Source organism: Pseudoclavibacter sp. VKM Ac-2867 (assembly GCF_015351275.1).
Classification (GTDB): domain Bacteria; phylum Actinomycetota; class Actinomycetes; order Actinomycetales; family Microbacteriaceae; genus Pseudoclavibacter.
Map to the genome: position 1 here is coordinate 73,448 of NZ_JADKSL010000006.1, position 26,884 is coordinate 100,331.

Genomic DNA, 26,884 nt, shown 5'->3' on the forward strand with positions numbered 1-26,884 from the left:
GCCTGCTAGAGAATGCGGCAAGAGCTCTGCCTGCCTGCCTGCCTGCCTGCCTGCCAGCCCGCCAGCCTGCCTGCCCGCGCGTTGGTTTGTCGGCACATCTGTTTGGCAAGCCAGCAGGCAGAAGGGCGGCGAACCAGCGAGCAGCGAACCAGCCAGCGCTAGCGGCGCTTGCGCTTGCCGCCCGATCCGCCCGCCTTGGCGCGCTTCGCGGCGAGCTGCGCGCCGCGGCTCGTTCCGGAGGAGGTTCCGATTCGCTTCGCGGTCGCCCGCTTCTTCTGCTGCTCCTTCACGCGGCGCTCGGCCTCCGCTAGCGCCTGCTGCTCTTCCCGCTGCAGCGCGGCCGACTTCGCGCCGGTGCGTCCCCTCGAGCTGCCCGCGGTGCGCCCGCGGACGATGCCCACGAACTCCTCGGTGTCGAGACGGTCGTCGGCGACCGCCCAGACCACAGAAACGGGAACCCGAGGGAGGTCGCTGATGACCCGATACGTGACGTCCTTGCGAGCGTGCTGCCTCGCGACCGACTGAGGGACGATCGCGACCCCCGCGCCGCCCGCGACAAGCTCCATCGCATCCGCCGGATCGGTCGTCATGGCCGCCGCGCCCGAATCGAGCCCAAGGCGCTCTGCCGCCTCCGCCCAATCGGGGGTCCACGCAGCCAGCACCAGCTGCCAGTCGTCGAGCTCCTCCAACCGCAACGGCTCATCGATGTCGAGATCCGACTCGACCGCCACCACAGCCACCACGTCTTCGGCGAACAGATCGATCGCGTTCAACCCCTCACGTTCGAAGGGGTGCCGCACGAAGGCGACCTGCGCTCCGTCATCGAGAACGAGCTGCCTGGCCTCGGCCGAATGCAGGGTCGTGAACTCCAGCGGCGTCTCTGCTCTCCGCTCCTCCCACACTCGAGACCACTTCCGTGGGTTGATGCCGGGGGCGAGAGCGACCGTGAGGTGCGTCGGAGTCTCCATGCCCGCAAGGCTACTGGGTACGATGCTCAGATGAGCGAATCAGAAGGCAACTCGGCCGAGAGCCACACCGCGGCCGACCGCGGGTCAGACCAGACCATGAAGCCGGCGACCGCCGCCAAGAAGCTCGGCATCTACCTGCCGGCAACCCCAGAAGCGTTCCAGGAAGCCCCGCTCACCCGGAGCGAGTTCCTCGAGCTGCAGGAGACCCCGCCCGAATGGCTGCAGGAGCTGCGCCGCACGGGTCCCCACCCGCGCGACATCGTCGCCCGCAAGCTCGGCATCACCAACTCCGGCCTCGCCCGCGGCGGTGTCACCGAAGCGCTCACCACCGAAGAGATCCAGGCCCTGCTCGAGAACGCTCCATCGTGGCTCTCCCACGAGCGGGGCGTCCAGGCGAAGGTCCGCGCCGAGAACGCCCGCGTCGCCGAACTGCACGCGAAGCGAAAGAACTGAGCCGACCTTGGCCCAGCTGCTCGCCGTCTGCGCCGTTGCGCAGCTCCGCCGGGACCCCGGTGCCGTCGGCGTCACTGCGATCGACAAGCGAACCCTTGAGGGCGCCGTCAAGGTGGGGCGCTACGGGGTCTACGGCGACGTGCAAGCCGATCGAAAGCACCACGGCGGCCTCGACCAGGCGGTCTACGCCTACTCGCAGATCGACGCCGACCACTGGGCTGAAGAACTCGGCCGTCAGCTTCCACCGGGCTTCTTCGGCGAGAACCTCCGCATCGACGGGCTCGACGTCAACGAACTCCACATCGGTGACACCCTCCGCATCGGAGACCTCACCGCCGCGGGCTCGTCCCGCGTCGTCGAACTCGTCGTGACCGCCCCGCGTGTCCCATGCCAGACCTTCGCCAGGTGGGTCGGGGGAGACGACGAACGTGGCTGGGTGAAGCGATTCAGCTCAGCCGCCCGCGTCGGCGCCTACCTGCGCGTCGCGAGGAACGGCAAGATCGCGGCGGGCGACACCGTCGAAGTCCTCGAGACGGCCGAGGGTGCGCCGACAGTTCGTCAGGTTTTCTCCGGCGCCCACGGCGGCTGAGACGAGCGAAGTCGAAGTCGAAGTCGAAGTCGAAGTCGAACTCGGTGCCGGTGCCGGATCCGGAGCCGAGGTCGGAACCGGATCCGGAGCCAAAGTCGGAACCGGAGCCGAGGTCGGAACCGGTCGAGGCCGAACCGAAAGCCAAGGCAAAGTCAGAGCCGTCGCCGTCGCCGAAGCCGAAGTCAAAACTGAAGTCAAAGCAAGAACAAGAGTAAGACCCGGGTCGGAGCAAGAGCCGGCGCGAGACCGAGCGCCGGATCCCGGACCAAGCGCCGAAAGCACACGGCCTCGTGCACACCTGGCTCCCGCCCGTTTGCTGACGCCGAGCCGTCGGTCTGCTGACGCCGGACGGCTGGTCTGCTGACGCCGGACGGCTGGTCTGCTGACGCCGGACCGCCGGTCTACTGACGCCGAGCCGTCTGCCGAGGTCGAGCCGCCCGTCTGCTGCCGTCGAGCCTCGAGCCTCGACCCTTTGAAGCCGAGCCGCGCGTCTGCCTCGCCCAGTCACCGGCGGGAGAGTGTTTCGAAGCCCGCTCGCACCCTCCGCCGGTGGGCAATCGCTTGAGCGTTTGCCGCAACCGCAACCGCAACCGCAACCGCAGCCGCAACCGCAACCGCAACCGCTACTGCTACTGCTACCGCGGGCGCTCGTAGCCCTCGAGCAGCCGCAGCCAGAGCTCGCTGATCGTCGGGAACGACGGAACCGCATGCCACAGCCGTGAGAGGGGCACCTCGCCGACGACCGCGATCGTCGCCGCGTGCAGCAGCTCGCCCACGTCGGGGCCGACCATGGTGAACCCGACGACAACCCCGCGATCTTCGTCCACGACCATCCGGGCCGTTCCCTCGTAGCCCTCCGCGTGTAGCGAAGCCCCCGACACGTTGCCGATGGGCACGTCGATGGCCCGCACCCGAAGGCCCTGCTTCTCGGCGGCACCGCTCGTGAGCCCGACAGCGGCGACCTCTGGGTCCGAGTAGACGAGCTGAGGCACCGCGGCGTGATCAGCCGTGGCCACGTGCGTGCCCCAGGGTCCATCGTCGAGGGTGCGTCCCGCGGCGCGCGCCGCGATCGCGTCACCGGCCGCCCGCGCCTGGTACTTGCCCTGGTGCGTCAGCAGGGCGCGATGGTTGACGTCGCCCGCCGCGTACAACCAGTCGCTGCCGCGGACGAGCATCGTGTCGTCGACATCGATCCAGGCCCCGGACTCGAGCCCGGCCGTCTCGAGACCGACATCGCCCGTGCGCGGGACCCGGCCCGTCGCCACAAGAAGCTCACTGCTCTCGAGGGTGCGGCCGTCGTCGAGCGTCACCGTGACAAGACCGGACGCAGCCCGGGCAACACCGGTTGGCGACGCGCCCGTGATGATCGTCGCCCCACGCGAACGCAGGGCCGCCACGACCGCCTCACCAGCAAACTCCTCGAAGCCGCCGAGGACCGTGCTCCGGGCGACCAGCGTCACCTGGGCGCCGAGGTCCGTGTATGCGGTCGCGATCTCGACCGCCACAACGCCGCCGCCGACGATCGTGATCGATTCTGGGATGCGCTCGACCGACGTCGCCTCTCGGCTCGTCCACGGCTCCGCGTCAGCAAGCCCCGGGATGTCCGGCAGCAGCGCCGCCGATCCGGTCGCGACGACGACGGCGACACGCGCCGAGTACGTCGTCTCGCCGACCGTCACCTCACGCTCACCCGTCAGGCGGGCATGCCCACGGACGAGTTCGATGCCGGCGTCCGACAACCAGGCCACCTGACCGTCGTCGCTCCACCCAGACACGTACGAGTCGCGACGGGCCAGGACTGCCGACACGTCGAGGTCACCCGTCGCCGCCTCGCGGCTGCCCGGCACGGCCCGCGCCGCGCGCAGAGCAGCCCCGCTTCGAAGGAGCGCCTTCGAGGGGATGCACGCCCAGTACGAGCACTCACCGCCGACGAGCTCCTTCTCGACGATGAGCGTGCTCAGGCCACCCTGGACAGTGCGGTCAGCCACGTTCTCCCCGACGGGGCCCGCGCCGATGACGATGACGTCGAACGTCGTCGCACTGGTTGGAGGCACGTTCGCCTCGGACGAGGGCTGAGACTCAGTGGCCACGCGCGATCCATTCTTCGAGGTGCGGCGATTCCGCCCCGATCGTCGTCGAATCCCCGTGACCCGTGAAGACCTTCGTTTCCGCCGGCAGCGTCAGCAGGCGCTCCGAGATCGACGCGATGATCGTCCCGAAATCGCTGTAGCTCCGACCCGTGGCCCCGGGCCCGCCGCTGAAGAGCGTGTCTCCGCTGAACAGCGCCCCGAGGGCCGGAGCGTAGAAGCAGACCGACCCGGGCGAATGGCCCGGCGTGTGCAGCACCTGCAGGTCGACCTCATCGATCACGACGCGGTCGTCGTCCGCGAGCTCGATGTCGGGAGCCGAATCGGGGTAGACCGCATCCCAGAGCATCCGGTCGCCGTCGTGCAGCGCGACGGGCGCGTCCACGAGCGTCGCGAACTCCTGCGCCGCCGCGATGTGATCGTCATGCCCGTGCGTCAGGAGCACCCGGCGCACGCGGCGGTCGCCGACCGCGTCACGCACAGCCTGGGCGTCGTGGGCCGGGTCGATCACGACGACGTCCTCGTCGTCGCCGACCAGGTACACGTTGTTGTCGACGTCCCACGTGCCCCCGTCGAGGGAGAACGTGCCGCTCGTGACGACACGGTCGATGCGCACCTTGCCGTGGCCGCTCACAGCTCCACCACCGAACGCAGAACCGTGCCGTCCTTCATGCGGCCGAACGACGCCTCGATGTCGTCGATGCCGATGCGCTCCGAGACGAAGGCGTCCAAGTCGAGCCTGCCGAGGCGGTACTGCTCGACGAGCATCGGGAAGTCGCGACTCGGGAGGCAGTCCCCGTACCAGGACGACTTCAGAGAGCCGCCGCGGCCGAAGACATCGAGCAACGGAAGCTCGAGGGTCATCTCAGGCGTCGGCACCCCGACGAGCACAACACGACCGGCGAGGTCGCGGGCGTAGAACGCCTGCTTGTACGTCTCGGGTCGACCAACGGCCTCGATGACCACATCGGCTCCGAACCCGCCCGTGAGGGCTCTGACGCCTTCGACGACGTCCTCCTCACGGGAGTTGATGGTGTGCGTCGCCCCGAAGTGGGCGGCACGCTCCAGCTTCGCTGGGTCGATGTCGACGGCGATGATCGTCGTCGCCCCGGCCAAGGCGGCCCCGGCGATCGCCGCCATGCCCACCCCACCGCAGCCGATGACCGCGACCGACTCGCCGCGCTTCACCTCGCCCGTGTTGATGGCGGCACCGATGCCGGCCATGACGCCGCAGCCCAGGAGACCGACGGCAGCCGCATCCGACTCCTCGTCGACCTTCGTGCACTGGCCAGCGGCGACGAGTGTCTTCTCGATGAACGCGCCGATGCCGAGAGCGGGGGAGAGCTCCGTGCCGTCCTCCAGAGTCATCTTCTGCGTCGCGTTGTGGGTGTTGAAGCAGTACTGAGGCTGCCCCTTCGCGCAGGCACGGCACTCGCCGCACACCGCGCGCCAGTTCAGGATGACCCGGTCGCCGACCGCGACCTCCGTCACGCCCTCGCCGACCGCCGACACGCGACCGGTGGCCTCATGGCCGAGCAGGAACGGGAAGTCATCGCTGATCCCACCCTGCTGATAGTGGAGATCGGTGTGGCAGACACCGCTCGTGATGATGTCGACCACGGCTTCGCCTGGCCCCGGATCGGGGACCAGCACCGTCTCGATCGACACCGGTTCGTTCTTGCCACGGACAACTGCACCTTTGACACGGGAGACCATGTGGCAAGGGTAGTCGTAGTCTCTCTGGATGGTCATCCTGATCGATCCGCCCGTCTGGCCCGCGCACGGCACGACGTTCTCGCATCTCGTGTCCGACGACTCCGTCGACGAGCTGCACGCCTTCGCCCGGAAGGCGGGCATCCGCGACCGCGCCTTCGACGTCGACCACTACGACGTCCCGGCCGAGCAGTACGGCGCTCTCGTCGCGCTCGGGGCCGAGCCCGTCGGGGGCTCCGAGCTCGTGCGCCGACTCGTCGCGGGAGGCGTGCGCGTGCCCGCGCGCGACAGGCCCAAGCGAGCCCGGCTCACCCTCGTCCGACGCTGGGCCGAGCTCGAGCTGCCCGTGACTGGTGGCAGGCAGCGGGCGACGGATGCACTGCGCGACGAGCTCCTGGACGCCTGGTCGGCTCCCTCCCGGCACTACCACGACGTGACGCACCTGCTCTCGGTGCTGGACGCCATCGACATCATGCGCCTCCGCGCCGCCGAGACCCGGGAGCCCCTGGCCGAGCGCGAACTGCTGACCGCCAGGCTCGCCGCCTGGTTCCACGACGCGGTCTACGAGGGCGCCGCAGGCGACGACGAACGCGCCAGCGCCGACCTCGCCGTCGAGCGGCTCACGGCCCTCGGCGTCGACTCCACCCTCGTCGCCGACGTCGAGCGCCTCGTGCTCGCGACCATCGTCCACACGGTGGCGGAGAGCGACGCGGCCGGTCAGATCCTCATGGACGCCGACCTCGCCGTCCTCGCACGCTCGGAGGACGGCTACGCGCGCTACGTCGCGCTGGTGAAGCGCGACTTCGCGCACGTTACCGACGAGCAGTGGCGAGCCGGCCGCGCGTCCGTGCTCGAGACACTGCTCGCGACGCCCCGCCTCTTCGTGTCACCCGCCGCCCCGGAGGACTGGGAGGAACGGGCGAGACGAAACCTCGAGCACGAGCTCGACGCACTTCGACGCTAGGCGCCCACGTAGCCCGCGAGGTGCTTGCCGGTGAGGGTCGACGGGTCGGCCACGAGCTGCGCGGGTGTCCCCTCGAACACCACCGAGCCGCCATCGTGGCCAGCGCCGGGGCCGATGTCGATGATCCAGTCGGCGTGCGCCATGACCGCCTGGTGATGCTCGATGACGATGACCGACTTGCCCGAGTCCACGAGCCGATCCAGGAGCGAGAGCAGCTGCCGCACATCCGCGAGGTGCAGGCCCGTCGTCGGCTCGTCGAGCACGTACACGCCGCCTTTCTCCGCCATGTGGATCGCCAGCTTGAGCCGCTGGCGCTCGCCACCCGACAGCGTCGTGAGCGGCTGCCCGAGCCCCAGGTAGCCGAGCCCGACGTCGACGAGGCGCCCCAGCACCTTGTTGGCGGGACCGGTGGCGAAGAACTCGTGCGCCTCCGCGATCGACATCGACAGCACCTCGCTGATGTTCTTGCCGTCGAGCGTGTAGGCGAGCACCTCAGCCTGGAAGCGCTTGCCCTCGCATTCCTCGCACACCGTCGACACCGCCGCCATCATGGCGAGGTCCGTGAAGATGACCCCGAGGCCGTTGCACTTCTGGCAGGCACCAGAGGAGTTAGCGCTGAACAGGCCAGGCTTGACGCCGTTGGCCTTCGCGAAGGCCGCCCGGATCGCGTCGAGGACCCCCGTGTAGGTGGCGGGCGTGCTCCGCCTGGAGCCGCGGATGGCGGTCTGGTCGACGACGACCACATTGGCCGACTTCGGGATCGACCCGTGGATGAGGGAGCTCTTGCCCGAGCCCGCGACCCCCGTCACGACCGTCAGCACGCCAAGGGGGATATCGACGTCCACATCCTTGAGGTTGTGACGCGTCGCCCCGCGGATCTCGAGGCTCGTCTTCGAACCGCGCGTCTCCTCCTTGAGCGAGACCCTGTCGTCGAGGTGCTTGCCCGTGAGGGTCCCCGACGCGCGCAGTCCCTCGACCGTGCCCGCGAACTGCAGCTCTCCGCCGCCGGACCCTGCGCGGGGCCCAAGATCGACGACGTGGTCGGCGATCGCGATCGTCTCGGGCTTGTGCTCAACGACCAGCACCGTGTTCCCCTTGTCGCGCAAGCGAAGCAGGAGCTCGTTCATGCGCTGGATATCGTGCGGGTGGAGCCCAACCGTCGGCTCGTCGAACACGTAGGTGACGTCCGTGAGGCTCGAGCCCAGGTGCCGCACCATCTTCACGCGCTGTGCCTCGCCACCCGAGAGGCTCCCCGACTCGCGGTCGAGGCTCAGATAGCCGAGCCCGATGTTCACGAGGGAGTCGAGCGTCTCCTGCAGAGTCGCGATGACCGGGGCGACCTGCCGATCCCGCACACCCTTCATGAACGCCGCCAGGTCGCTGATCTGCATCGACGAGCAGTCGGCGATGTTCTTGCCCTGGATTCGGCTCGCGAGGGCCACCTGGTTCAGGCGCGTCCCCCCGCACTCGGGGCAGGCGGTGAACGTGACCGCACGGTCCATGAAGGCGCGGATCGCGGGCTGCACCGCTTCCGGGTCCTTCGACAGGATCGACTTCTGGATGCGGGGGATGAGCCCCTCGTAGCTCAGGTTCATGTTGAGGGCCGGCATGTTGACCTTCGTCGGCTCCTTGTAGAGGAAGTCGTGCAGCTCTGCCTCAGAGAAGTCGGCAACCTTCTTGTCGCCGTCGAGGAACGGCGCGTCCGAGTATCCGCGCACCATCCACCCATCGACCTTGTAGCCGGGAATCGTGATCGCGCCCTCGTTCAGCGACTTCGTTCGATCGACGACCTCATCGATGTCGAGGTCGGTGATGCGTCCGATGCCCTCGCAGCGAGGGCACATGCCCTCGGCGAGGTTGAAGCTGAAGTGGCCGGCCGGTCCCGCCGATGGAGCCCCGAGGCGGGAGAAGATGATGCGGAGCATCGTGTGCGCGTCGGTCGCCGTGCCCACCGTGGAGCGGGCGTTCGCGCCCATGCGCTCCTGGTCGACCACGATGGACGCGCTCAGCCCCTCGAGCACCTCGACGTCCGGCCGCGCGAGACTGGGCATGAACGACTGCACGAAGGCCGTGTACGTCTCGTTGATGAGGCGCTGGGACTCGGCCGCGATCGTCCCGAACACGAGCGAGCTCTTGCCTGATCCGGAGACGCCAGTGAAGACCGTGAGCTTCCGCTTCGGGATGTCGACGTCGATTCCCTTGAGGTTGTTCTCGCGAGCGCCGCGCACGCGGATGGTTTCATGCATGCGGTGATCGTAGCGACCCGCCGGGGTGCGAGCCACGCTCCGGAGGTCAGGGTGTGCTTCGATGCCCCCATGCCTCCGATCCACTCCCTCGACGATCTCGTCGAACTCGTCACGACCGATCTCGCTCGCGGAGACCTGAGCGCCGCCGCGACCGCCCTGGGGAGCGCGCCGCTCCCGGACGTCGCGGTCCTGCTCGAGCGCCTCCCGGCCCGGGATGCCGGGGTCGCGTTCCGGCTGCTGCCGAAGGACGAGGCCATGACCGTGTTCGAGCGGATGGACGCCCCAGCGCAGCGTGAGGTCGTCACGCAGCTCTCCGATGCCGACGTCGCGCGGGTGTTCGCGGAGCTCGACGCCGACGACCGGGTCGCGCTGATGGACGAGCTCCCGGCGAAGATCGCGAAGCGCCTCGTGCAGGAGCTGCCGGCGGATGAACGCGGCGAGACGGCGATCATCCTCGGCTACCCGGTCGGTTCCGTCGGCAGGCGGATGACGCCCGACTACGTGCACGTGTACGCGCAGGAGCTCGTCGGAGTGGCGCTCGAGCGCATCCAGCAGCGAGGCGCGGACGCCGAGACGATCTACACGATCCCGGTCATCGACGATGGGCGGCGCCTCCTCGGGGTCGTCAGTCTCCGCGAGCTGTTCTTCGCGTCGCCGAACGACGCCGTCGAGGAGCACATGGCGACCGCCCTCTACGCGCACGCCGATGACGACGCGGAGGTGACGGCACGGACGCTCGTGGACCGGGGAGTCCTCGCGATGCCCATCGTCGACCGCGAGGAGCGCCTCCTCGGCCTCCTCACGGGCGACGACGCACACCGCATGGTCGAGGCCGCCCGCGACGAGGACGAGGCGCACGCGGGAGCCTCCGAGCCGCTGAGGCGCCCCTACCTGACGACCCCCGTCTTCGCGGTCGTGCGCTCGCGCGTCGTCTGGCTGTTCGTGCTCGCGATCTCCGCCATCCTGACCGTCAGTGTCCTCGAGCTCTTCGAGGCGACCCTCGAGCAGCAGGTCGCGCTCGCCCTGTTCATCCCGCTCCTCACGGGTATCGGCGGCAATACGGGCTCGCAGGCCGCGACAACCGTGACGAGGGCCCTGGCGATGGGGGAGGTGCGCCCGAGGAACGCCTGGCCCGTCGCCCTCAAGGAGCTGCGCACGGGCATCGTGCTCGGCATCTCGCTAGGCGCGGTTGCCTTCGCCGTCGCGACGTTCTTCTACGGGCTGGGCATCGGCACCGTCATCGGCCTGACGCTGCTCTCCGTCTGCACCATCTCGGCGACCGTCGGCGGCGTCATGCCGCTGGTCGCGAAGTCCATCCGGGTCGATCCGGCGGTCTTCTCGACGCCCTTCATCTCGACGTTCTGCGACGCGACGGGACTCATCGTCTACTTCTCGATCGCGAAATCCGTGCTGGGCATCTGACCTATGCGCCCCTGGCTCCCGTCCAGAGGTCGGACACACCCGAGCTGATTCGGGGGCATCTCATGCTCCTCGAGCTCGCGGGGCTCGCGAAGCGACGGTCAATTCTGCTTCTCAAGGGGGGCGAAATCGGACACGGCGCACTGCACACGTCTCCTCCGCTCGTCGCCTCAGATGGAGATCGCCGGACAGCGCCGGACCGTATACGACGCGCGTAACTCCGAAACCGTATCGTGGGCCGAGGCGTGGCGACGGAGGACGAGCTCCGACACGACGCAGGACTCTGGGGGGAGTCCGCAGCGCGAAGCGCTGAGAACCAGCGGGGGAAACAAGCATGTCCAGCAGCACGCTCAACGATGGAGCTCGAGCCGCAGAGCCTTGGCACACGCTCGAACGCGACCGGCTCTCGGGGCTCGCGCTCGCCGAACAGCGCCTCACCCTCATCGTCGGGATGCCGGGCGACGGTCGCACTACCCTCCTCAGGCAGATGCGGGGCAAGCTCGGAGCGGCCGGCTCCACGGTCCTCTGGTGCGCCTCTCGGGCCGAGCTGCTTCGCGTCCTCGCCGAGCTCGACTCCGGGGCGCACACGGGGCGCACCGCGGTCATGCTCGACGACCTCATCGTGGCGCAGGACGACGAGCTGTGGGAGCACATCAGGCGGTTTGTGGCTGGCCCCGACCGCGAGCTGGGTGTGCGGTTCCTCATCGCCTCCCTCGGCATGCCGGACTGGGCCTCCTCGCTCGGCCCCGAAGGCATGGTCATCCACCCGAGCCAGCTCGCCTTCGACGCTTCCGAGCTCGACGGGCTGCTGGCCCTCAACGAACCGGGGGCACTGCCAGAGCTTCGGATGCGGCTCCTCGATGCGCTCGCTGGCCACCCCCTCACAACCCGCATCGCCCTGCAGCGCTCCCGTTCTGACGCGGACGCGGACGCGGAAGGATGGTCCGTCGTCGGTGGCACGTCGAGCGCGGCCATGACGCTGCAGGAGCTCCGCCGTTTCGACCCCGCCGAGCTCGACCGCGTCGACGCGGTCCGCATGATGCGAGCCCTGAGCGTGCTGCGCCGCTTCTCGAGGGGCGACCTCCAGCTGCTCACCGCGGAGATCGCCGGTGATCACTGGTTCGACCAGCTCGTCTCCTCGCCGTACGGCACCACCGAAATCAACCGTCTCACGCTCGACGTCGAGTTCGTCTGGCACGCCGACACCTTCAGGCTCCTCACCGCCGACCGCTCCCCACACGAGGCGCGGACGTTCGCCTCCGGGGCCATCGGATTCTTCCCGGGGGAGCAGAACGTCATGCAGCGACTCTTCCTGGCTTTGAGGGCTCGCGCGTGGGGTGAGGTCGAGTCGATAGCGCAGCGTCACTTCAGGACCATCTACGAGTACGCGCCCCGCGAGAGCGTCGAGGAGATGGTGCAAGTCCCCGCGAGCGTGCTCGCTCGACTCGTGAGCACACGCCTGCTCGTCGCGCTCTTCAAATGGCGACGCTTCGGGGCGACACGGGGCGTCCTGCTCAGCCTCCGCGAGTCCAGCCTCGCGACCACGAGGATCGCCCCAAGTGACCCCGTCGGACTGTTCGCTCAGGTCACCAGGCACTCGCTCGCGACCTCCTTCGGGGGCGACCGTGCGGCTGCCCGGCGGGGCCTCCAGGATGCGAAGGCACTCATCCGCGACGTCGACGAAACCCTGCTCGCCGCGCTCGCCGCTTCTCCCGTCGCTCGCGGCCGGTTCGCAGCCGACTGCCTCGTGCTCGAGTGGGCAGCGATCCTCTCCGACGACCTGCCCTTCGCGCTCGAGCTCGCCGCGCTCGCCGCCGAGCAGGGCGAGGGCTTCAACCGAACCGACGCCGATGCGCTGCGGCACGTCGAGATCATCGGCGTCATCTGCGGCGTCCGCCAGACCGACGCGGAGATGCTCAGCGGCCGGAGCCTCCCGGGCTTCGCCGAGTGCTTCGAGCTCCTCGATGACGGCAAGGAAGCCGGGGCGCTCGACGTGGCCAGGAAGCTCCGAGACCTGCCGCGAGCGGTCCTGCCGAAAGACACGGCGGCCAGCGTCCGGATCCTCATGGAAGCCCTCGTCGGCGACGAGGACCCGGTCGCCGAGGTCGAAGAGCTCCTCGAGCTCAGCGCCGAGTCCTGGCGCGATGGGCGACCCTCCACTCTGCTGACGTTCGCGGCGACCACCTTCTTCCTCACTCGCGGCCAGAGCGCTCGCGCGCAGCGGGCGGCCGACTACCAAGGTGCGCCGGGCGACTGCTACATCAATCTCGCCCGGTCCCTCGTCGAGCTCGCCAGCGGCCGGCACAGAGAAGCCATCGCACTCGCTGAAGCAGCCCTGGCCGACACCAAGCTCGCCTCGAGGTTCGCATCGATCGCGAGAACGATCACGGCGCTGTGCCTGCTGCGGATGGGCAACCTGGCCGCCGCCGCCAACCGCATCGCGACGATCGCCACCCAGTGCCTCGACGACCGCAACGCCCGGTTCGCGCTCCGCTTCGCGACGGACAGCGACGCTGCCCTCATGGCGTCTATCAGCGACAAGCTGCCGGGCCGCATCGCCGCCCTTCTTGTTGTCGTCGCGGCAGACTCCCGACCCCTGTCAGCCTGCACGGTCGGCGAGGAGCTCTCGAGCGCCGAGATCGAGGTGCTCAGGCTCGTGGGCCAGAACTGGACCAACGCGCAGATCGCCGCGCAGCGCTTCGTCTCCGTGCACACCGTGCGTGCTCAGCTGCGCAGCGCGTTCCGCAAGCTCGGGACCGGCGACCGGCGGTCCGCGGTGGCTGCCGCCGAGCGGCGGGGCTTCCTCGACTAGGAGTGCCTGACACGAGCTAGCGTCGCTCTCGGCCCGATCCCGAGCCGGAATGCGAGCCGGATCCCGAGGCGGAACCCGCGGTGTGGTCGGTGAGTCGCTGCAGCCCCTCTTCCAGCGAGACCGCCGGCGTCCAGTCCAGATCCGCGCGCGTGCGTCGCTGATCGAACCAGTGCGCCGTCGAGAGCTGCTCGGCGAGGAATCTTGTCATCGGCGGCTCATCCTGCCCCGGTCGGATGCGCCACACGCCCTCGATGAGGGAGCCGGCGGCCCGAGCGATGACGGCTGGCACTCGGAGTCGGGGCGGCGGCGCTCCACCCGCGCGGCAGATCCCCTCCATGAGCTCCGCAACGGTCCGCGGCTCCCCGTTCGTGATGACGTAGCTGTTGCCGTGGGCGACCGGCGCTCGCCGCAACGCCGCTGCGATACCCGACGCGGCGTTGTCGACGTAGCAGGAGTCGATGAGGGCCGCACCGCGCCCGAGGAGCGGCAGCGTGCCCCTCGTCGCCCGGTCGAGGATGCGAGCCACGAGCTGCGTGTCACCGGGGCCCCACACCAGGTGGGGGCGCACCGCGACGACGGCGAAGTCCGGGGAGTCGGCGGCGAGAGCACGCAGCTCCGCTTCCGCCTTCGTCCGGGCGTAGCTTCCGTGGGCGAGGTCGGGCCTGGCCTCATCCGCACCCGCGCCGTGGATGGCGGCACCGAAGTGGGCCACGGAGGGGGAGGAGACCATGACGAAGCGGGTCGCACCCGCAGCCTTCGCCTGCTCCACGAGACGCTCGGTCCCGGCGATGTTGACGGCCTCGAACTCCGCCTCCGCTCCGCTCAGCGACACCTTGGCCGCGAGGTGGACAACCCCCTCCATGCCGACGACAGCACGCGCAACGGCTGTGTCGTCGGTGATCGAGCCGAGCGCGTCCGTCACTCCGGCGATGCCGCTCGCGCTGCGCTGCATCGTCGTGACCTCATGGCCCTCGTCGCGCAGCTGCACCGCCACGGCGCGCCCCAGCATGCCGCTCGCCCCAGTGACGAGCACCCTCATGGGGCCGACACCAGCTCCCCGGAGAGCGCGCGCTCAGCCCAGCTGGCGAGCGCGGTCCGGTCGATCTTCGAGTTGTGTCTGATGTCGGTGGGCAGCTCGGGCACGATGAGGGCGGCAGCGAGGGGCTGCGTCGTGGAGGCGCGGAGCGCGTCGGCGAGCTCCGCCTCGGCCACACGGACCCCGCGAGAAGGCTCCCGGGTCTCGAGCACGGCCACCGCCTGCGCCGTTCCGGCTGGTCCGACACCGACGACGGCGGCGCGCCGCACCCACGGCAGCGTCTCGAGGTCCTGCTCAGTGCCGACCGGCGCGAGTGGACCGTCGACCGTCACGAAGACGTGGGGGAGGCGCCCCTCGATCCAGAGGCGTCCCTCGGCGTCGAGGTGGCCGACGTCGCCCGTGCGGTGCCAGCGGCGCCGGTCATCGTGATCGGGATGTCCGTGATCGGAACGTGCGTCATCGGAACAGGCCTGATCGGAAGGTCCCCGACTGGCGGACCCTGCGCCGCCGCCGGGCAGATCGCGCACGGCCGCCCGATCGGTCATCGCGAGGCGGTCGTAGCGCTCCTTGAGGTGTGGGGCGCTGATGATGACCTCGCCGAGCACTCCAGCCTGGTCGGAGGGGGCGCCGGTCGCGGCACCCGTCTCGTCAAGAGCGCTGATGCGGACGACGTTGCGCCCGATCGGCGTGCCGACGCACACTCCGTGGTCAGCGGCGAGCGCGGCGGCGGAGATGCCCTCGCGGTCGATGTCGGTGACGAGCAGGCACTCGGTCATCCCGTACGGCGTGTGCGCCTCCGCGTTCGGCATGAGGGCGCAGGCGTCGTCGAGCAGCCGCGCCCCGATGGGCGCCCCCGTCGAGAGGAACGTGTCGACGCTCCCGAGGGCCTCGCGCTGCGCCGCATCGAGGTCGTCGCGCGTCGCGACGACGTTGAGGATCGCGGCGGGCGAGAGGAACACGATGCGCGCATCCGCCGCTACGACCGCATCAGCCACGGCCGTGGCCGTGAGAGTTCGGGGGGAGGTGACGTCCATATCCGGCGTCACCGATCGGGTTCCGAGGGCCGGGCCGAGCAAGGCGAAGGGGGCGAAGCCCGTGACGAGGCCCGATTCGGCCGTCACCCCGTAGGTGTCGCGGAGCGTGTCCCGCACTGCCTGCAACTGGCGGTGCGTGTACACGACGCCCTTCGCGGGTCCGGTCGAGCCCGAGGTGAACAGCACCGCTGCAAGGTCCTCTGGACCTGGAGGAGTCGGCAGCGCCGCGCCGCGCCCGAGGGCGGCCACCTCGGCGAGCGAGTGCGCCACACCGAGGGCGGCTCGAGCGCTGGCCGGGATGCTCGTGGCGCTGATGCGCAGGCCAGGCCAGCCGAGCGCCTTGGCCGCTGTCAGACCGGGGACCTGGCCGATGATGACGTCGGGCCAGGCGCCGCGGACGGCGCGTGAGAGACCCTTGACGCCGAGCCCGGCATCCGCGACGACGACGACGGCGCCGATGCGCAGGCAGGCGTAGACGATGGCGGTGAGGGTGACACCAGGCTGCACGAGCAGCGACACGCGGTCGCCCCGGCGCACCCCGACGGCGCTCAGGCCGGCCGCGATCTCGTCGACTCGGCGCGCAAGCTGCCGCCAGGAGACCCGCAGCGGAGCTCCATCCGTCCCGCGCCCCATCTCGAGGGCAGCGATGCTCGGGTCGTCACGGTGCTCGTCCAGTGCAGCCCACATGGGCGTGGATGCGTCCTCGGGGCTCGGTTCCGGAGCGTGCTGGCCCCGGCGACGAGCAGTTCCCGCGGCGACGTCGTCGAGCCAGGCGAGGAGATGCGTCGCGTACGGGGTGTCCTCCGCGATGAGGTGTCCAGCGCCTTCGAAGCGGTGCACCTCAGCGTGGGGGAGGCGACGCATGAGGTCACCCAGGTACAGGTCGGTGAAGATCGGGTCGCGGGGGCCCCAGAGCAGCAGCGCTGGCACGTCGAGCGCGGCGACACCAGCGGAGACACCCTGCAGCGCCTCGTGGCTCCGTGTGGATTCGTCGACCGGGATGTCGGCCACGAACTGCTCGATGCCGAGCCGCGAGGCCCGATCGAGGTAGGGCGCCGAGTAGGCGGCCTTCACCTGGGGGGCGAGCGGCGGATTCGCGAGGGCGAGCGTCGTGGCCAGGAAGGCCGGACTCGTCGACGTGGATGCGCGCAGCACGGGGCCGAAGCGGGCGAGACGCAGGGCGGCCGGGATGGGCAGCTCGCTCGGCTGGTCGACGGCGGTGTTGAGGGAGGCGACCGCCGTGAGCAGCTCCGGGTGGCGGACCGCCCAGCCAAGCGCGACGACCCCGCCCCAGTCATGGCCGAGTGAGACGACGTTGCCGCTGAGACCGAGCTCGTCGGTCAGTGCGCCGAGATCGAGGATGCGCTGCTCGAGCGTGCGACGCACCTCGGTGCGCTCGGAGAAGCCCATCTCGAGCTGGTCGACCGCGATGACGCGCCACGCGGCCGCCCCGGATTCGGCGGCCGAGATCGATTCGCTCACCAGCGAGCGCCAGAGGTACGACCACGTGGGGTTGCCGTGCACGGCGAGGACCGTGCCGACGGGTTCGATGCCCAGCTCCTGGAGTATCGGCCCCGTGTCGAGGAGGTGCCAGGTGCGGCTCGAGCCGGTGTCCTCGCCGACGCCCGTCGTCTCGACGAGGCGGCTGAATCGTTCCTGGAGGCCGGGCAGGCCGGCGGGTGGGCGAGAGGCCGACCTCACCACTTGAGCTCCATCATCGCCGTGTTGAGGCCGGACCCGACCCCCATGAGGAGGACCCGGTCGTCGCGCTTCAGGCTCTTCGACTGCAGGTCGAGGGTGATGGGGATGGACGCGGGACCGACGTTCCCGAGCGTCGGGTAGGTGGTCGGCACGCGCTTGGCGTCGAGGCCGACGGCCTTGACGATCGCGTTGGTGTGGACGCGCGACACCTGGTGGGTGATGTAGTGGTCCATCGACGACCAGTTCCAGTCGGTCTGCGCCTCTTTCCAGGCCGACACGACGAGGTCGAGGCCGCCGCGCAGCAGCGCCTTGGCATCCGTGAACATGCCCTGCACGCTGCCGACGCACAGCTCGTGGAACTGGGTCGCTGCTCGCGTCACGCCGCCGAGGATCTGGTGCCCCTCGGGGTGCTCGTCCGTGCGTCCGAGCACGGCTGCCGCCGCACCGGAGCCGAGCGTGAGGCTCGCGAACTCACTCATGAAGTCCTCGCGCCCGATGTCGTCGCGGAGCAGTCGGTTGATGGTGTTCACCTGGATCTCGTCGGCGTCCTCGCCGTTGACGATGATGGCGTAGCGGATCTGGCCCGCCTCGATCATCTGCGCTGCGAGCGTCATGCCGTTCACGAAGCCGAGGCACGCGTTCGCGATGTCGAAGTTCACGGCGGAGCTCGGCATACCCAGGCCGTGGTGCATGCGCACGGCCACCGATGGCTCGAGATGGGTGCGGGTCACTGACGTGTTGATAAGCAGGCCCACCTCGCTCGCGTCCACACCCGCGCGGCGGAGCGCCTCGTGGCCGGCGGCGACGGTCGCCTCGGTGAACGATTCGCCCTCAGCCCAGTTCCGTCGCTCGGTCACGCCGGCGACGCGCTCGAGGAGGTTGCCTGGGAGTCGAAGCCGCTTCAAGCCGGCGGCGAGCTTGCCTTCGATGTCTGCCGAAGCCGTTGCCTTCGAGGGAAGGCTGCTCGCAACCGACAGCAGCGAGACGTTGTGGAAGCGAGTAGTCGCGTTACCTGTCATAGATGTAATTTGCGTCCTGAGCCGTGCAGAGAGTGGGGAGGGGCGTAACCACGTCAGTCTAGGTGTTCGTCGATGACCGTATTCTCAGGCCCGATCATTAGCGTGCAGAGATGTTGCCAAGTGATATTCCTAGCCATGAAGATCTGCTTGAACTGACCGAGTACCGGGGCGAGGGCAGCGTGAGCATCGCCATCCCGGCCTCGAGTGCCCCGAGCGAGTCGGAGGCCCTGCGACTGGAGTTGCGGGCCGCCGTGAGCCAGGCGGCGAAGGAGCTCGAGACTCTCGGTCTGGATCGGACGCGTATCGCGAAGATCCTCGATCCAGCGAAGCAGCTCGAGTCCGATCCCGAGTTCTGGCGGGCTCAATCCCGCTCCCTCGTCATCCTCGCGTCCGCCGACCGTTTCCGCACCTTCCGCCTCGCCAACCGCCTCGGCCAGCACGTCGCGGTTGGCGACCGCTTCGACGTCGGCGCACTGCTGCGCGCGACGACGTTCCCGAACTGCGGCTTCGTGCTCGGGCTCTCTCGAGGCGAGGTGACGCTTTTCGAGGTGCTCGCCGACGCGAAGCCGCGCCAGCTGCCCATCGAGGGGCTCCCCGACGACCTCGCGACGGTGCTCGAGCACACGACCACCGGCGGCCGCTTCGATCGACAGCGCGCGCAGGGAACGACGGGCGACCGGATCGGGCACGAGCGCTTCGCGCGCATCGTCCAGGAGCAGGTCATCCCGATTCTCCGAGACTCGGGTGCCCCGCTCATCCTCGCCGCGACCGGCGACTTCGACACCGCCTACCGGGCCGTGAACGAGTACCCGGGGCTCCTCGAGCAGCGCATCGGCGCCCACCCGGGTTCACTCGCGCCGGGGGAGCTCGACGCGAAGGCGCGCGGCATCCTCGACGACCACTACCGGGGGGAGATCAACGACTGGCGGGAGGAGTTCGGCACGAAGCGGAGCAACGGCCACGCGACCACCTCCATCAATGAGGTTGCGAAGGCGGCCTCGCAAGGCGCCGTCGCCGAGCTCTACTTCGACATGGACTCGACCCTGGAGGGCGAGCTGGACGAGGACGGCAAGCTCACGCGCGCCGAGACCCCCGGCCCGCACACCTACGCCATCGTGGACGAGATCGCCGCCCGCGCCCTCAAGCACGGCGCCAAGGTCAGGGCCGTTCGGCGAGGCGACCTCGTCGACGGCGCCGAGGTGGCCGCGACGCTTCGGTATCCCCTGAACGCCACGGCGTAGCCGCACCAGCAGAGCCCAAGGCAGCGCCCGACAGGCGCTCGAGCGAAACGGCGGGGTGCGGGCTCAGGACGAGCCCGCACCCCGCCGTCGTGCACGAGGGTGTAGCGTCGGGCGTCGCCGAACTCGCGTCAGGCGCCACCGAAGCGGAGGGCCTCGGCATCGAGGCGGTGCTGCGCCTGCTCGATGGTCCGAGACGAGTAGCTCCCTGACGACCTCGCATCGAGCAGCGCCAGCTGGGCGTTGTCGAGCAGGATGCGGGTGAGCTCTCGCCGCTGCACGTGCGTGTCCTGCGCGTCCTCGTCGAGGTCGACGGGCTTCGAGAGCAGCCGACTCATGCGGGACGCGACTGCCTGCACCTGCTCAAGCAGCTCAGCGTCGTACTCTCCACCATCCGCCCGCCGAAGCTCCGGGTTCGCGAGCGACTCGCGCGCGACGTCGAACACCTCGTCGGCGAGGCTCGCGAGCTCCCGCGCGTCCGCGTCGGCGTCCGTGCCGGTGACCCCGAGCTTCCTGATGAGGAGCGGGAGGGTCCCGCCCTGCACGACGAGCGTCACGATCGCCACCGTGAAGGCGATCAGCACGAGCTGCGGCCTGTACGGGAAATCGGCGGGCAGCGACTGCGCCGCCGCGAGCGTGACGACCCCGCGCATCCCGGACCACGCGAGCACTGCCCCGCCTCGCCAGCCGAGCCCCTCGTCACGATAGAACGCGATGTCGGCGCTCGCACGCTTGGCTCGGTCGACGAGGCGCGGTCGCGCGCTCGCGAGTCCTGGGGCGGTCACCCGCTTGAGGAACTGCTCGACGCGAGGCGCGACGAGCTCGGCGCGGCGCTGCTCCCTTCGGAGCATGAGCACGAGCGGGATGACGAACAGCACTCGGATGACGACCAGCGCGATCGTCGCGAGCAGGCCGATGCCGACAGCATGCAACAGCCCGATGCCGTCTGCGTCGCCGTCGACGGACTCGATGAGCGCGGACAGTTCGAAGCCCATGAGGAGGAAGACGCCGTTCTCCAGCAGGAGCTGCGCCGTGCGCCAGTTCGTGCGCTCGCTGATGCGATCCTGCGGGCTGAAGCGGCTCGCACTGGCGTGCCCCGTGATGAGGCCCGCGACCACGACCGCGAGCACACCGGAGCCACCCACCTCCTCCGTCGGCACGTAGGCCAGGAAGGGCACCGTGAAGGAGATCGCCGTCGTCAGCACGGCGCTGTCGAGCTTGGAGCGCACGTACACGGTGACCGCGCCGACCACGGCGCCGAGCACCACGGCCAGGGTCACGGCGAGCACGAAGTCACCGACAGCTCCCCAGAACGACAGCGCTCCCGCCGTCGCCGCGATCGCGCTGCGGAGCATGACAAGCGCCGTCGCATCGTTCACGAGGCCCTCGCCCTCGAGCACCGTCACGAGGCGCGGAGGAAGACCGAGCCGCTTGCCGACCGCCGTCGCGGCCACCGCATCCGGCGGGCTGATGACGGCCCCGAGCGCGATCGCGGCGGCGAGGTTCAGGTCGGGGAGGAGCGCGTAGAGGAGCAGCCCGCTGCCGAACGCCGAGATGATGACGAGCAGCACCGACAGCCCCGTGATGGAGCGCAGGTTGCGTCGGAAGTCCGCCAGCGGAACGTTCACGGCGGCCGAGTAGAGGATGGGCGGCAGCACGATCGTGAGGATCAGCTCAGGGGGGAACTCGAAGTCAGGGACCCCGGGCAGATAGCCGACGCCGATACCGACGAGCACCAGCAGGATGGGCGCCGCGACCCCCAGCTTGGGCGCGATGGCGGCCACGGCGACGATGATGAGGACCGCCGCGACACCGAAGACTGCGAGTTCGAGCTCCATGGAACAGCAGACTAATCGGCCACGGCCGTGATCCCGGTCGCTCGCGCGCGTCGCAATGTTGCACTCCATTTCGGCGGGTGACGCACCCAGGCTCCTGGCTGTGACGCGCGGAACTACGATCGGGCAACCCAGAACACCGCGGCTGCTGCGCTCCGCGGTGCTCGGACACCGGATCCCGTGAGAGAGGCATCATGTCGAGACGACCAAGCCCCGGACGATTCACGGTCGGGCTCGCCCTCCAGGGCGCAGGCTGGCACCCGGCCGCGTGGACGGTGCTGCCACGCGGTGACGGGACTCGGCTCACGGAGCTCGGCTACTGGCGCGATCTCGTCCAGCATGCCGAGCGCGCCGGGATCGACTACGTCACCTTCGAGGACGCCTACCAGATCGAGGGGAGCGCCCCGGACTGGGAGGCATCTCGCGATCTCGCCGAGGTGTCGCTCGACGCGACCCTGCTCGCGGCCGCCCTCGCCCCGCACACCAAGCGGATCGGGCTCGTCCCCACCATCGGCCTCACGCACGCGGAGCCCTTCCACGCGGCTACGAGCATCCAGACCCTCGACTTCGTGTCGCTCGGCCGTGCGGGCCTTCGGGCCAAGCTCAGCGCGAGTGCCGCGGAGGCGGCGAGCTTCGGACGCAAGAGCTCACTCGGTCTCGACGCGATCTTCGCCGAGGGGGCGGACTCGGTCGAGGTCATCCGGCGGCTCTGGGACAGCTGGGAGGACGATGCCGTCATTCGCGACCAGCCCACGGGCCGATTCATCGACGCGGACCGCCTGCACTACGCGGACTTCGAGGGCGAGCACTTCAGCGTGAAGGGGCCCTCCATCGTGCCGCGCTCGCCGCAGGGGCAGCCGCCGGTCTTCGCGCTCGCGCAGACGCAGGACGCGTTCGAGTTCGCGGCGCGGCAGGCCGACGTCGTGTTCGTCACGCCTGGCCGAGCCACGGTCGCCGAGCTCCTCGCTGCGATCCGCGAGGCAGAGCAGCGCGTGGGCCGCACGGGCGAGCCCCTCCGCGTCGTCGCCGACCTGGAGATCTTCCTCGGCGACGAGGACGGGTCGACGGAGGAGCACTTCCGAGCGCTCGACGAGCGCGTCCGCGCTGACTCCGGCTACCGCAGCGACACCCGAGTCGTGGTCAGATCAAACGTGACGACTGCCGAGCTCATCGCCAAGTACGCGGACGCTGGCCTCGACGGCGTGCGCGTCCGCCCCCTGACCCACGGCGACGTCGCCGAGTTCGTCGACAGGGTGCGCCCCATGCTGGAGGCTCGAGGCATCGTCTCGCCCCCCAACCCCCGCGAGAAGTCACCGAGCCTGCGCAAGACGCTCGGGCTCGAACCGCGTCCCGCGAATCGCTTCGCCGCAGCCCACGCAGACCGCCAAGCGGCTCGCTGCCGCGGTGCCCTGGTCAACGATGGAAAGGCACAGCGCGCATGAGCGGCACGCCCCTCAAGCAGGTCCACCTCGCGGCGCACTTCCCCGGCGTCAACAACACGACCATCTGGACCGACCCTGATGCAGGAAGCCAGATCGACCTCGCCTCCTTCCGGGCCTTCGCGGAGACGGCCGAGCGCGGCAGGTTCGACTACCTGTTCCTCGCCGAGGGGCTTCGGCTTCGCGAGCACAAGGGGCGCATCCACGAGCTCGACGTCGTCGGGCGGCCCAACACGCTCGTGATCCTCGCCGCACTCGCCAGCCTCACCGAGCACATCGGACTCGTCGGCACACTCTCCTCGACCTTCAACGAGCCGGCAGATCTCGCGAGGCAGCTCGCGACCCTCGATCACCTCTCCGAAGGCCGAGCCGGCTGGAACGTCGTCACTTCGAGCGACGCGTTCCACGGTCAGAACTTCCGCCGCGGCGGGTTCCTGGAGTACGCGGAGCGCTATGAGCGGGCCGAGGAGTTCGTGCGGCTCTCGAAGCGCCTCTGGGACGCGTGGGAAGCGGACGCGATCGCCGCCAACCCCGGCCGCGGCGAGTACCTGCGCCCCGGCGGGGTCAGCCGCATCAACCACGTCGGCAAGCACTTCGACGTCGAGACGATCCCGAACGTGCCACGCAGCCCCCAGCGCTACCCGGTCATCGTGCAGGCCGGCGACTCCCCGGCGGGGCGCGACTTCGCGTCGGCGAACGCCGAGATCATCTTCTCTCTCCACGCCGCCTTCGAAGACGGCAAGCGGTTCTACGACGACGTCAAGGGCCGCCTGCCTGCCGCCGGCCGCTCACGCGACTCTCTCCTGATCATGCCGGCAGCGACGTTCGTCATCGGCGATTCGGAGGCGGACGCCCGCGAGCGATCCCGCGAGGAGGCCCTCGCCCAGGTCAGCCCGCAGACGGCGATCGCGATGCTCGAGCAGGTGTGGGGGAGGGACCTGTCTGGCGTCGACCCGGACGGTCCGCTGCCCGACCTCGAGCCGGGCGACGAGCGCATCCGCGCCGGTCAGGCGAACGACCTCTCCAAGCAGCGCGCCCAGATCTCCAAGTTCAGGGAGATCGCGGAGCGCGACTCGCTCACCGTGCGCGAGCTGATGGTGAAGCTCAACACGCGGCACACCTTCGTCGGGACGGCGTCGCACATCGCCGACGAGATCTCCCGCTACGTCCAGGGCGGTGCGTCCGACGGGTTCGTCATCGTGCCCTCGCTGATCCCGAACGGGCTCGACCGCTTCGTCGACGGAGTGATCCCAGAGCTGCAGGAGCGCGGCGTGTACCGCGAGGAGTACGCCCCCGGGGCCACCCTCCGCGAGACGCTCGGACTGCCAGCGGAGCCGCCGTCGGCGGATGCGCCCAGCGGTCAGCTGCTCGGCGCTGGCGGTGCCTCCGCCGGTGTCGGCGGGGCGTGACGCTCCAGGAACTCGTACACCTCCACCTCGTCGACGCCGGGGAACGCCCCGGTCGGCATCGCCGCGTGCAGTGAGGTGTGGAGTCGGGCGTTCGGGAACGAAGCGCCCGCCCACCTCGCCGACAGCTGCTCCGAGGGGCGGCGACAGCAGTCGCCGTTCGGGCAGGTGGAGGTATGCCTTCGCGTCGTCTCGCGTCCCGCGAACCACTTCGCGTGCTCGAAGGCCGTGCCGACGCTGACCGAGAAGGTACCCCGAGGCGTGGTCTGGATGCGCGAGGTGCACCAGTAGGTCCCGACCGGCTTGTCCGTGTACTGGTGGTACGGGCTGAAGCGGTCCTCAACGTCGAACACCCGTCGCGCGCTCCACTGCCTGCACACGAACTGGCCCTCCACGGCGCCGAGCGCGTCGGTGGGGAAGCTGACGCTGTCGTTCTCGTAGGCCTTCGAGATGACCCCGGACTCGCTGACCTTGAGGAAGTGGACCGGGATGCCGAGGTGATGGGTGCTGAGGTTCGTGAACCGGTGCGCGGCGGTCTCGTAGCTCACGCCGTACGCGTCGCGGAGGTCCTCGACCGAAAGCGCCCGACGCTGCTGGGCCGCGCCCATGAGCTTCGCGGCGCCCAGCTCCGGGATCAGGAGCGCGCCGGTGAAGTAGTTCGTCTCGACCCGCTGCATGAGGAACTCCGCGTAGTCGCGCGGCGCCTCGTGGCCGAGCACGTAGCTCGAGATGGTCTGCAGGATGATCGATCGGGGGTCCGCATCCGCCGACTGGGCCAGGGGCACGTAGATGCGACCGTGCCTCCGATCGACGACCGAACGGGTCGAGACGGGCAGGTCGCGCACATAGTGCAGCGTCAGCCCGAGGTGAGCCGCGATGTCGGCCGCGGTGCGCTGCGACAGCGGCCCGTCCGTGTGTCCGACGCTCGTGAGCAGCGCAGCGGCCTGCTCCTCGAGTTCCGCGTAGTAGTTGTCCCGCTCGCGCATGGCACGCCGCAGCTCGGTGTTGGCTCGCCGCGCCTCCTCAGGGGTCGCCGCCCGCTCTGAGTCGATTCTGGCGAGCTCCCCGTAGAGAGCGAGGATCGTCTCGATGGCCTCGTCGCTCAGCGAGCGGCGGATGGGGAGCGGATCCAGGCCGAGCGCGAGCGCGATCCGGCCCGCCTGCGCGCGTTCGAGTTCGACTTCGAGGGACGCGCGCTTCGAGAGCGGGGCGTCGGAGAGCAGCTCGTCGACGCTCACCCCGAACAGGCGCGCGAAGGCCTGCAGCTCCGTCAATCGAACCTCGCGCTTCCCTGTCTCGATGGCGGAGATCTGCGAGGGTGCGCGCTTGATGGCGGTACCGAGCGCCTCGAGAGTGAGGCCCCGCTCCTGCCGTATCGAGCGGATGCGTCGGCCGAGCGTCAGAACGTCGATGTCCATGTGCGCAACCGTGCCACACACATCCTTCTGCGCGCTAGAAGAACGGGCAGATTTCTAGTCGGAGTTTCCATCTCGGGCGTCCAGAACGGCGCAGGATCGACACAACACCAGTTCTTCGAGCAAAGGAGCTCATCATGGACCAGACGACGCCTCACGGAACCGAGTCGGCGCAGGCGAAGGCCGCGAGCATCGAGAATGCCTGGAAGACAGAAGCGCGCTGGAGTGGCATCACGCGCGACTTCTCCGCCGAGGACGTCGTCGCCCTGCGGGGGAGTGTCGTCGAGGAGCAGACGCTCGCACGCCGAGGAGCGGAGCACCTCTGGGACCTCGTGAACGACGACGACGGCAGCTGGGTCGCTGCCCTCGGAGCCCTCACTGGCAACCAGGCCGTGCAGCAGGTGCGCGCCGGCCTCAAGGCCATCTACCTCTCCGGGTGGCAGGTCGCGGCCGACGCGAACCTCTCCGGCCAGACCTACCCGGACCAGAGTCTCTACCCGGCGAACTCCGTGCCGGCCGTCGTCCGCCGCATCAACAATGCCCTCCTCCGCGCCGACCAGATCGAGACCGCCGAGGACGGGGCGCCGAGCCGCGACTGGCTCGCGCCCATCGTCGCCGATGCCGAAGCGGGCTTCGGCGGCCCGCTCAATGCCTACGAGCTCATGGCCTCCATGATCCAAGCAGGAGCCGCTGGCGTGCATTGGGAAGACCAGCTCGCGAGCGAGAAGAAGTGCGGTCACATGGGCGGCAAGGTCCTCGTGCCGACCCAGCAGCACATCCGCACCCTCAACGCGGCCCGTCTCGCCGCCGACGTCGCCGGCGTGCCCAGCGTCATCATCGCCCGCACCGACTCCCTCGCCGCGAACCTCATCACGAGCGATGTCGACGAGCGCGACCGACCGTTCCTGACGGGCGACCGGACCGCCGAAGGGTTCTACGAGACGAAGCCAGGCATCGAGACCGTGCTCGCCCGCGGGCACGCCTACGCCCCGTACGCCGACCTCCTCTGGGTCGAGAGCGGCGAACCCGACCTCGAGCTGGCCCGAACCTTCGCCGAGAGCATCCACGCGGAGTTCCCCGGCAAGAAGCTGGCCTACAACTGCTCGCCGTCCTTCAACTGGAAGCGACACCTCGACGACGCGCAGATCGCCGCGTTCCAGCGTGAGCTCGCTGCGATGGGCTACACCTTCCAGTTCATCACCCTTGCCGGATTCCATGCGCTCAACCACTCCATGTATACCCTCGCCCGCGACTACAGCGCCCGCCACATGAGTGCCTACGTCGACCTCCAGGAGGCCGAGTTCGCGAGCGAGGCCGACGGCTACACGGCGACGAAGCACCAGCGCGAGGTCGGCACCGGCTACTTCGACCGCCTGTCCTCGAGCCTCAACCCCGCCAGCTCCACACTCGCGCTCGTCGGCTCCACCGAGTCCGAGCAGTTCCACTGAACCGCGCGACGTCACGCTCTCCCGCGACCCCTCTGACCCCCGCGACCTCTCTGACCCCAACG

At 69.6% G+C, this 26,884-nt stretch carries 19 protein-coding genes; 9 read left to right on the forward strand and 10 right to left on the reverse strand.

The genetic code is table 11. The annotated features are described in order from the left end of the window. Positions 1-158: 158 nt before the first annotated feature. On the reverse strand, positions 159-968 hold the full coding sequence (locus tag ITJ67_RS07745) for a substrate-binding domain-containing protein (protein WP_160071637.1): 810 nt from the start codon (positions 966-968) through the stop codon (positions 159-161). A 96-nt stretch (positions 969-1,064) separates the two neighbouring features. On the opposite strand from ITJ67_RS07745, the gene ITJ67_RS07750 reads away from it, so the two are divergent. Both ITJ67_RS07750 and ITJ67_RS07755 read left to right on the forward strand, forming a co-directional pair. Continuing rightward, positions 1,065-1,421 (forward strand): DUF5997 family protein, encoded by a 357-nt coding sequence (locus ITJ67_RS07750; RefSeq protein ID WP_201297726.1) that lies wholly within the window; start codon positions 1,065-1,067, stop codon positions 1,419-1,421. A gap of 7 nt (positions 1,422-1,428) precedes the next feature. After that, positions 1,429-2,010: an MOSC domain-containing protein gene (locus ITJ67_RS07755; protein ID WP_160071640.1), complete on the forward strand. Its 582-nt coding sequence runs from the start codon at positions 1,429-1,431 to the stop codon at positions 2,008-2,010. 635 nt (positions 2,011-2,645) lie between these two features. Here ITJ67_RS07755 and ITJ67_RS07760 read toward each other — a convergent pair. From ITJ67_RS07760 to ITJ67_RS07770, 3 genes are read right to left on the reverse strand one after another with little or no spacing between them, the layout of a single operon-like run. Continuing rightward, positions 2,646-4,100, reverse strand: a complete 1,455-nt coding sequence (locus tag ITJ67_RS07760) for a dihydrolipoyl dehydrogenase family protein (protein WP_194677252.1) — start codon at positions 4,098-4,100, stop codon at positions 2,646-2,648. Beyond that, complete coding sequence (locus ITJ67_RS07765; protein ID WP_323741422.1) at positions 4,090-4,731, reverse strand: MBL fold metallo-hydrolase; 642 nt, start codon at positions 4,729-4,731, stop codon at positions 4,090-4,092. Before ITJ67_RS07765 ends, ITJ67_RS07760 begins: the two co-directional genes overlap by 11 nt. Further along, the gene (locus ITJ67_RS07770) at positions 4,728-5,813 is read right to left on the reverse strand and encodes an S-(hydroxymethyl)mycothiol dehydrogenase (RefSeq protein WP_194677308.1); all 1,086 of its coding nucleotides are present in this window, start codon (positions 5,811-5,813) and stop codon (positions 4,728-4,730) included. The genes ITJ67_RS07765 and ITJ67_RS07770 overlap by 4 nt, the downstream gene beginning before the upstream one ends. 28 nt (positions 5,814-5,841) lie before the next feature. Here ITJ67_RS07770 and ITJ67_RS07775 point away from each other — a divergent pair, with 28 nt between their 5' ends. Beyond that, positions 5,842-6,774: a DUF4031 domain-containing protein gene (locus tag ITJ67_RS07775; RefSeq protein WP_194677253.1), complete on the forward strand. Its 933-nt coding sequence runs from the start codon at positions 5,842-5,844 to the stop codon at positions 6,772-6,774. On the opposite strand, the gene ITJ67_RS07780 is transcribed toward ITJ67_RS07775, so the two are convergent. Then, on the reverse strand, positions 6,771-9,020 hold the full coding sequence (locus ITJ67_RS07780; protein ID WP_194677254.1) for an ATP-binding cassette domain-containing protein: 2,250 nt from the start codon (positions 9,018-9,020) through the stop codon (positions 6,771-6,773). The two genes, ITJ67_RS07775 and ITJ67_RS07780, sit on opposite strands and share 4 nt — an antisense overlap. Positions 9,021-9,089: 69 nt before the next feature. On the opposite strand from ITJ67_RS07780, the gene mgtE reads away from it, so the two are divergent. After that, positions 9,090-10,442 (forward strand): magnesium transporter, encoded by a 1,353-nt coding sequence (gene mgtE, locus ITJ67_RS07785; RefSeq protein ID WP_160071648.1) that lies wholly within the window; start codon positions 9,090-9,092, stop codon positions 10,440-10,442. 331 nt (positions 10,443-10,773) lie between these two features. Continuing rightward, positions 10,774-13,251 (forward strand): helix-turn-helix transcriptional regulator, encoded by a 2,478-nt coding sequence (locus tag ITJ67_RS07790; protein ID WP_194677255.1) that lies wholly within the window; start codon positions 10,774-10,776, stop codon positions 13,249-13,251. Positions 13,252-13,267: 16 nt separating this feature from the next. On the opposite strand, the gene ITJ67_RS07795 is transcribed toward ITJ67_RS07790, so the two are convergent. Genes ITJ67_RS07795 through ITJ67_RS07805 form a run of 3 tightly spaced genes read right to left on the reverse strand, consistent with a single transcriptional unit; the run spans position 13,268 to position 18,041 of the window. Then, the gene (locus ITJ67_RS07795) at positions 13,268-14,290 is read right to left on the reverse strand and encodes an NAD-dependent epimerase/dehydratase family protein (RefSeq protein ID WP_194677256.1); all 1,023 of its coding nucleotides are present in this window, start codon (positions 14,288-14,290) and stop codon (positions 13,268-13,270) included. Continuing rightward, positions 14,287-17,025 carry an alpha/beta fold hydrolase gene (locus ITJ67_RS07800; RefSeq protein ID WP_194677257.1) on the reverse strand — a complete coding sequence of 913 codons (2,739 nt, stop codon included), beginning with the start codon at positions 17,023-17,025 and terminating at the stop codon, positions 14,287-14,289. The genes ITJ67_RS07795 and ITJ67_RS07800 overlap by 4 nt, the downstream gene beginning before the upstream one ends. Beyond that, entirely contained in the window at positions 17,019-18,041 is a 1,023-nt protein-coding gene (locus tag ITJ67_RS07805) for a 3-oxoacyl-ACP synthase III (protein ID WP_160071656.1), read from the reverse strand. Before ITJ67_RS07805 ends, ITJ67_RS07800 begins: the two co-directional genes overlap by 7 nt. Before the next feature lie 110 nt (positions 18,042-18,151). Here ITJ67_RS07805 and ITJ67_RS07810 point away from each other — a divergent pair, with 110 nt between their 5' ends. After that, positions 18,152-19,282 (forward strand): hypothetical protein, encoded by a 1,131-nt coding sequence (locus tag ITJ67_RS07810; protein ID WP_160071658.1) that lies wholly within the window; start codon positions 18,152-18,154, stop codon positions 19,280-19,282. A gap of 128 nt (positions 19,283-19,410) precedes the next feature. Here the strand turns inward: ITJ67_RS07810 and ITJ67_RS07815 are convergent, their stop codons facing one another. Beyond that, positions 19,411-21,117 (reverse strand): cation:proton antiporter, encoded by a 1,707-nt coding sequence (locus ITJ67_RS07815; protein ID WP_194677258.1) that lies wholly within the window; start codon positions 21,115-21,117, stop codon positions 19,411-19,413. Between the two features lie 191 nt (positions 21,118-21,308). Here ITJ67_RS07815 and ITJ67_RS07820 point away from each other — a divergent pair, with 191 nt between their 5' ends. Together ITJ67_RS07820 and ITJ67_RS07825 are read left to right on the forward strand one after the other, a co-directional pair. Next, a complete protein-coding gene (locus ITJ67_RS07820; protein WP_194677259.1) occupies positions 21,309-22,556 on the forward strand; it encodes an LLM class flavin-dependent oxidoreductase in 1,248 nt (415 codons plus the stop codon). Next, positions 22,553-23,962, forward strand: coding sequence for an NtaA/DmoA family FMN-dependent monooxygenase (locus tag ITJ67_RS07825; RefSeq protein ID WP_194677260.1), 1,410 nt, complete (start codon positions 22,553-22,555; stop codon positions 23,960-23,962). Before ITJ67_RS07820 ends, ITJ67_RS07825 begins: the two co-directional genes overlap by 4 nt. Here ITJ67_RS07825 and ITJ67_RS07830 read toward each other — a convergent pair. Then, on the reverse strand, positions 23,914-25,377 hold the full coding sequence (locus tag ITJ67_RS07830; RefSeq protein ID WP_194677261.1) for a helix-turn-helix transcriptional regulator: 1,464 nt from the start codon (positions 25,375-25,377) through the stop codon (positions 23,914-23,916). The two genes, ITJ67_RS07825 and ITJ67_RS07830, sit on opposite strands and share 49 nt — an antisense overlap. A gap of 134 nt (positions 25,378-25,511) precedes the next feature. Between ITJ67_RS07830 and aceA the strand changes: the two genes are divergently transcribed. Further along, positions 25,512-26,822: an isocitrate lyase gene (gene aceA, locus ITJ67_RS07835; RefSeq protein ID WP_194677262.1), complete on the forward strand. Its 1,311-nt coding sequence runs from the start codon at positions 25,512-25,514 to the stop codon at positions 26,820-26,822. Positions 26,823-26,884: the final 62 nt, after the last annotated feature.

Coding starts and splice junctions, on each gene's coding strand:
- ITJ67_RS07745 (WP_160071637.1), bottom strand. CDS start 968: ATGGAGACTCCGACGCACCTCACGGTCGCTCTCGCCCCCGGCATCAAC.
- ITJ67_RS07750 (WP_201297726.1), top strand. CDS start 1,065: ATGAAGCCGGCGACCGCCGCCAAGAAGCTCGGCATCTACCTGCCGGCA.
- ITJ67_RS07770 (WP_194677308.1), bottom strand. CDS start 5,813: ATGGTCTCCCGTGTCAAAGGTGCAGTTGTCCGTGGCAAGAACGAACCG.
- ITJ67_RS07775 (WP_194677253.1), top strand. CDS start 5,842: ATGGTCATCCTGATCGATCCGCCCGTCTGGCCCGCGCACGGCACGACG.
- ITJ67_RS07780 (WP_194677254.1), bottom strand. CDS start 9,020: ATGCATGAAACCATCCGCGTGCGCGGCGCTCGCGAGAACAACCTCAAG.
- mgtE (WP_160071648.1), top strand. CDS start 9,090: ATGCCTCCGATCCACTCCCTCGACGATCTCGTCGAACTCGTCACGACC.
- ITJ67_RS07790 (WP_194677255.1), top strand. CDS start 10,774: ATGTCCAGCAGCACGCTCAACGATGGAGCTCGAGCCGCAGAGCCTTGG.
- ITJ67_RS07795 (WP_194677256.1), bottom strand. CDS start 14,290: ATGAGGGTGCTCGTCACTGGGGCGAGCGGCATGCTGGGGCGCGCCGTG.
- ITJ67_RS07805 (WP_160071656.1), bottom strand. CDS start 18,041: ATGACAGGTAACGCGACTACTCGCTTCCACAACGTCTCGCTGCTGTCG.
- ITJ67_RS07810 (WP_160071658.1), top strand. CDS start 18,152: ATGTTGCCAAGTGATATTCCTAGCCATGAAGATCTGCTTGAACTGACC.
- ITJ67_RS07815 (WP_194677258.1), bottom strand. CDS start 21,117: ATGGAGCTCGAACTCGCAGTCTTCGGTGTCGCGGCGGTCCTCATCATC.
- ITJ67_RS07820 (WP_194677259.1), top strand. CDS start 21,309: ATGTCGAGACGACCAAGCCCCGGACGATTCACGGTCGGGCTCGCCCTC.
- ITJ67_RS07825 (WP_194677260.1), top strand. CDS start 22,553: ATGAGCGGCACGCCCCTCAAGCAGGTCCACCTCGCGGCGCACTTCCCC.
- ITJ67_RS07830 (WP_194677261.1), bottom strand. CDS start 25,377: ATGGACATCGACGTTCTGACGCTCGGCCGACGCATCCGCTCGATACGG.
- aceA (WP_194677262.1), top strand. CDS start 25,512: ATGGACCAGACGACGCCTCACGGAACCGAGTCGGCGCAGGCGAAGGCC.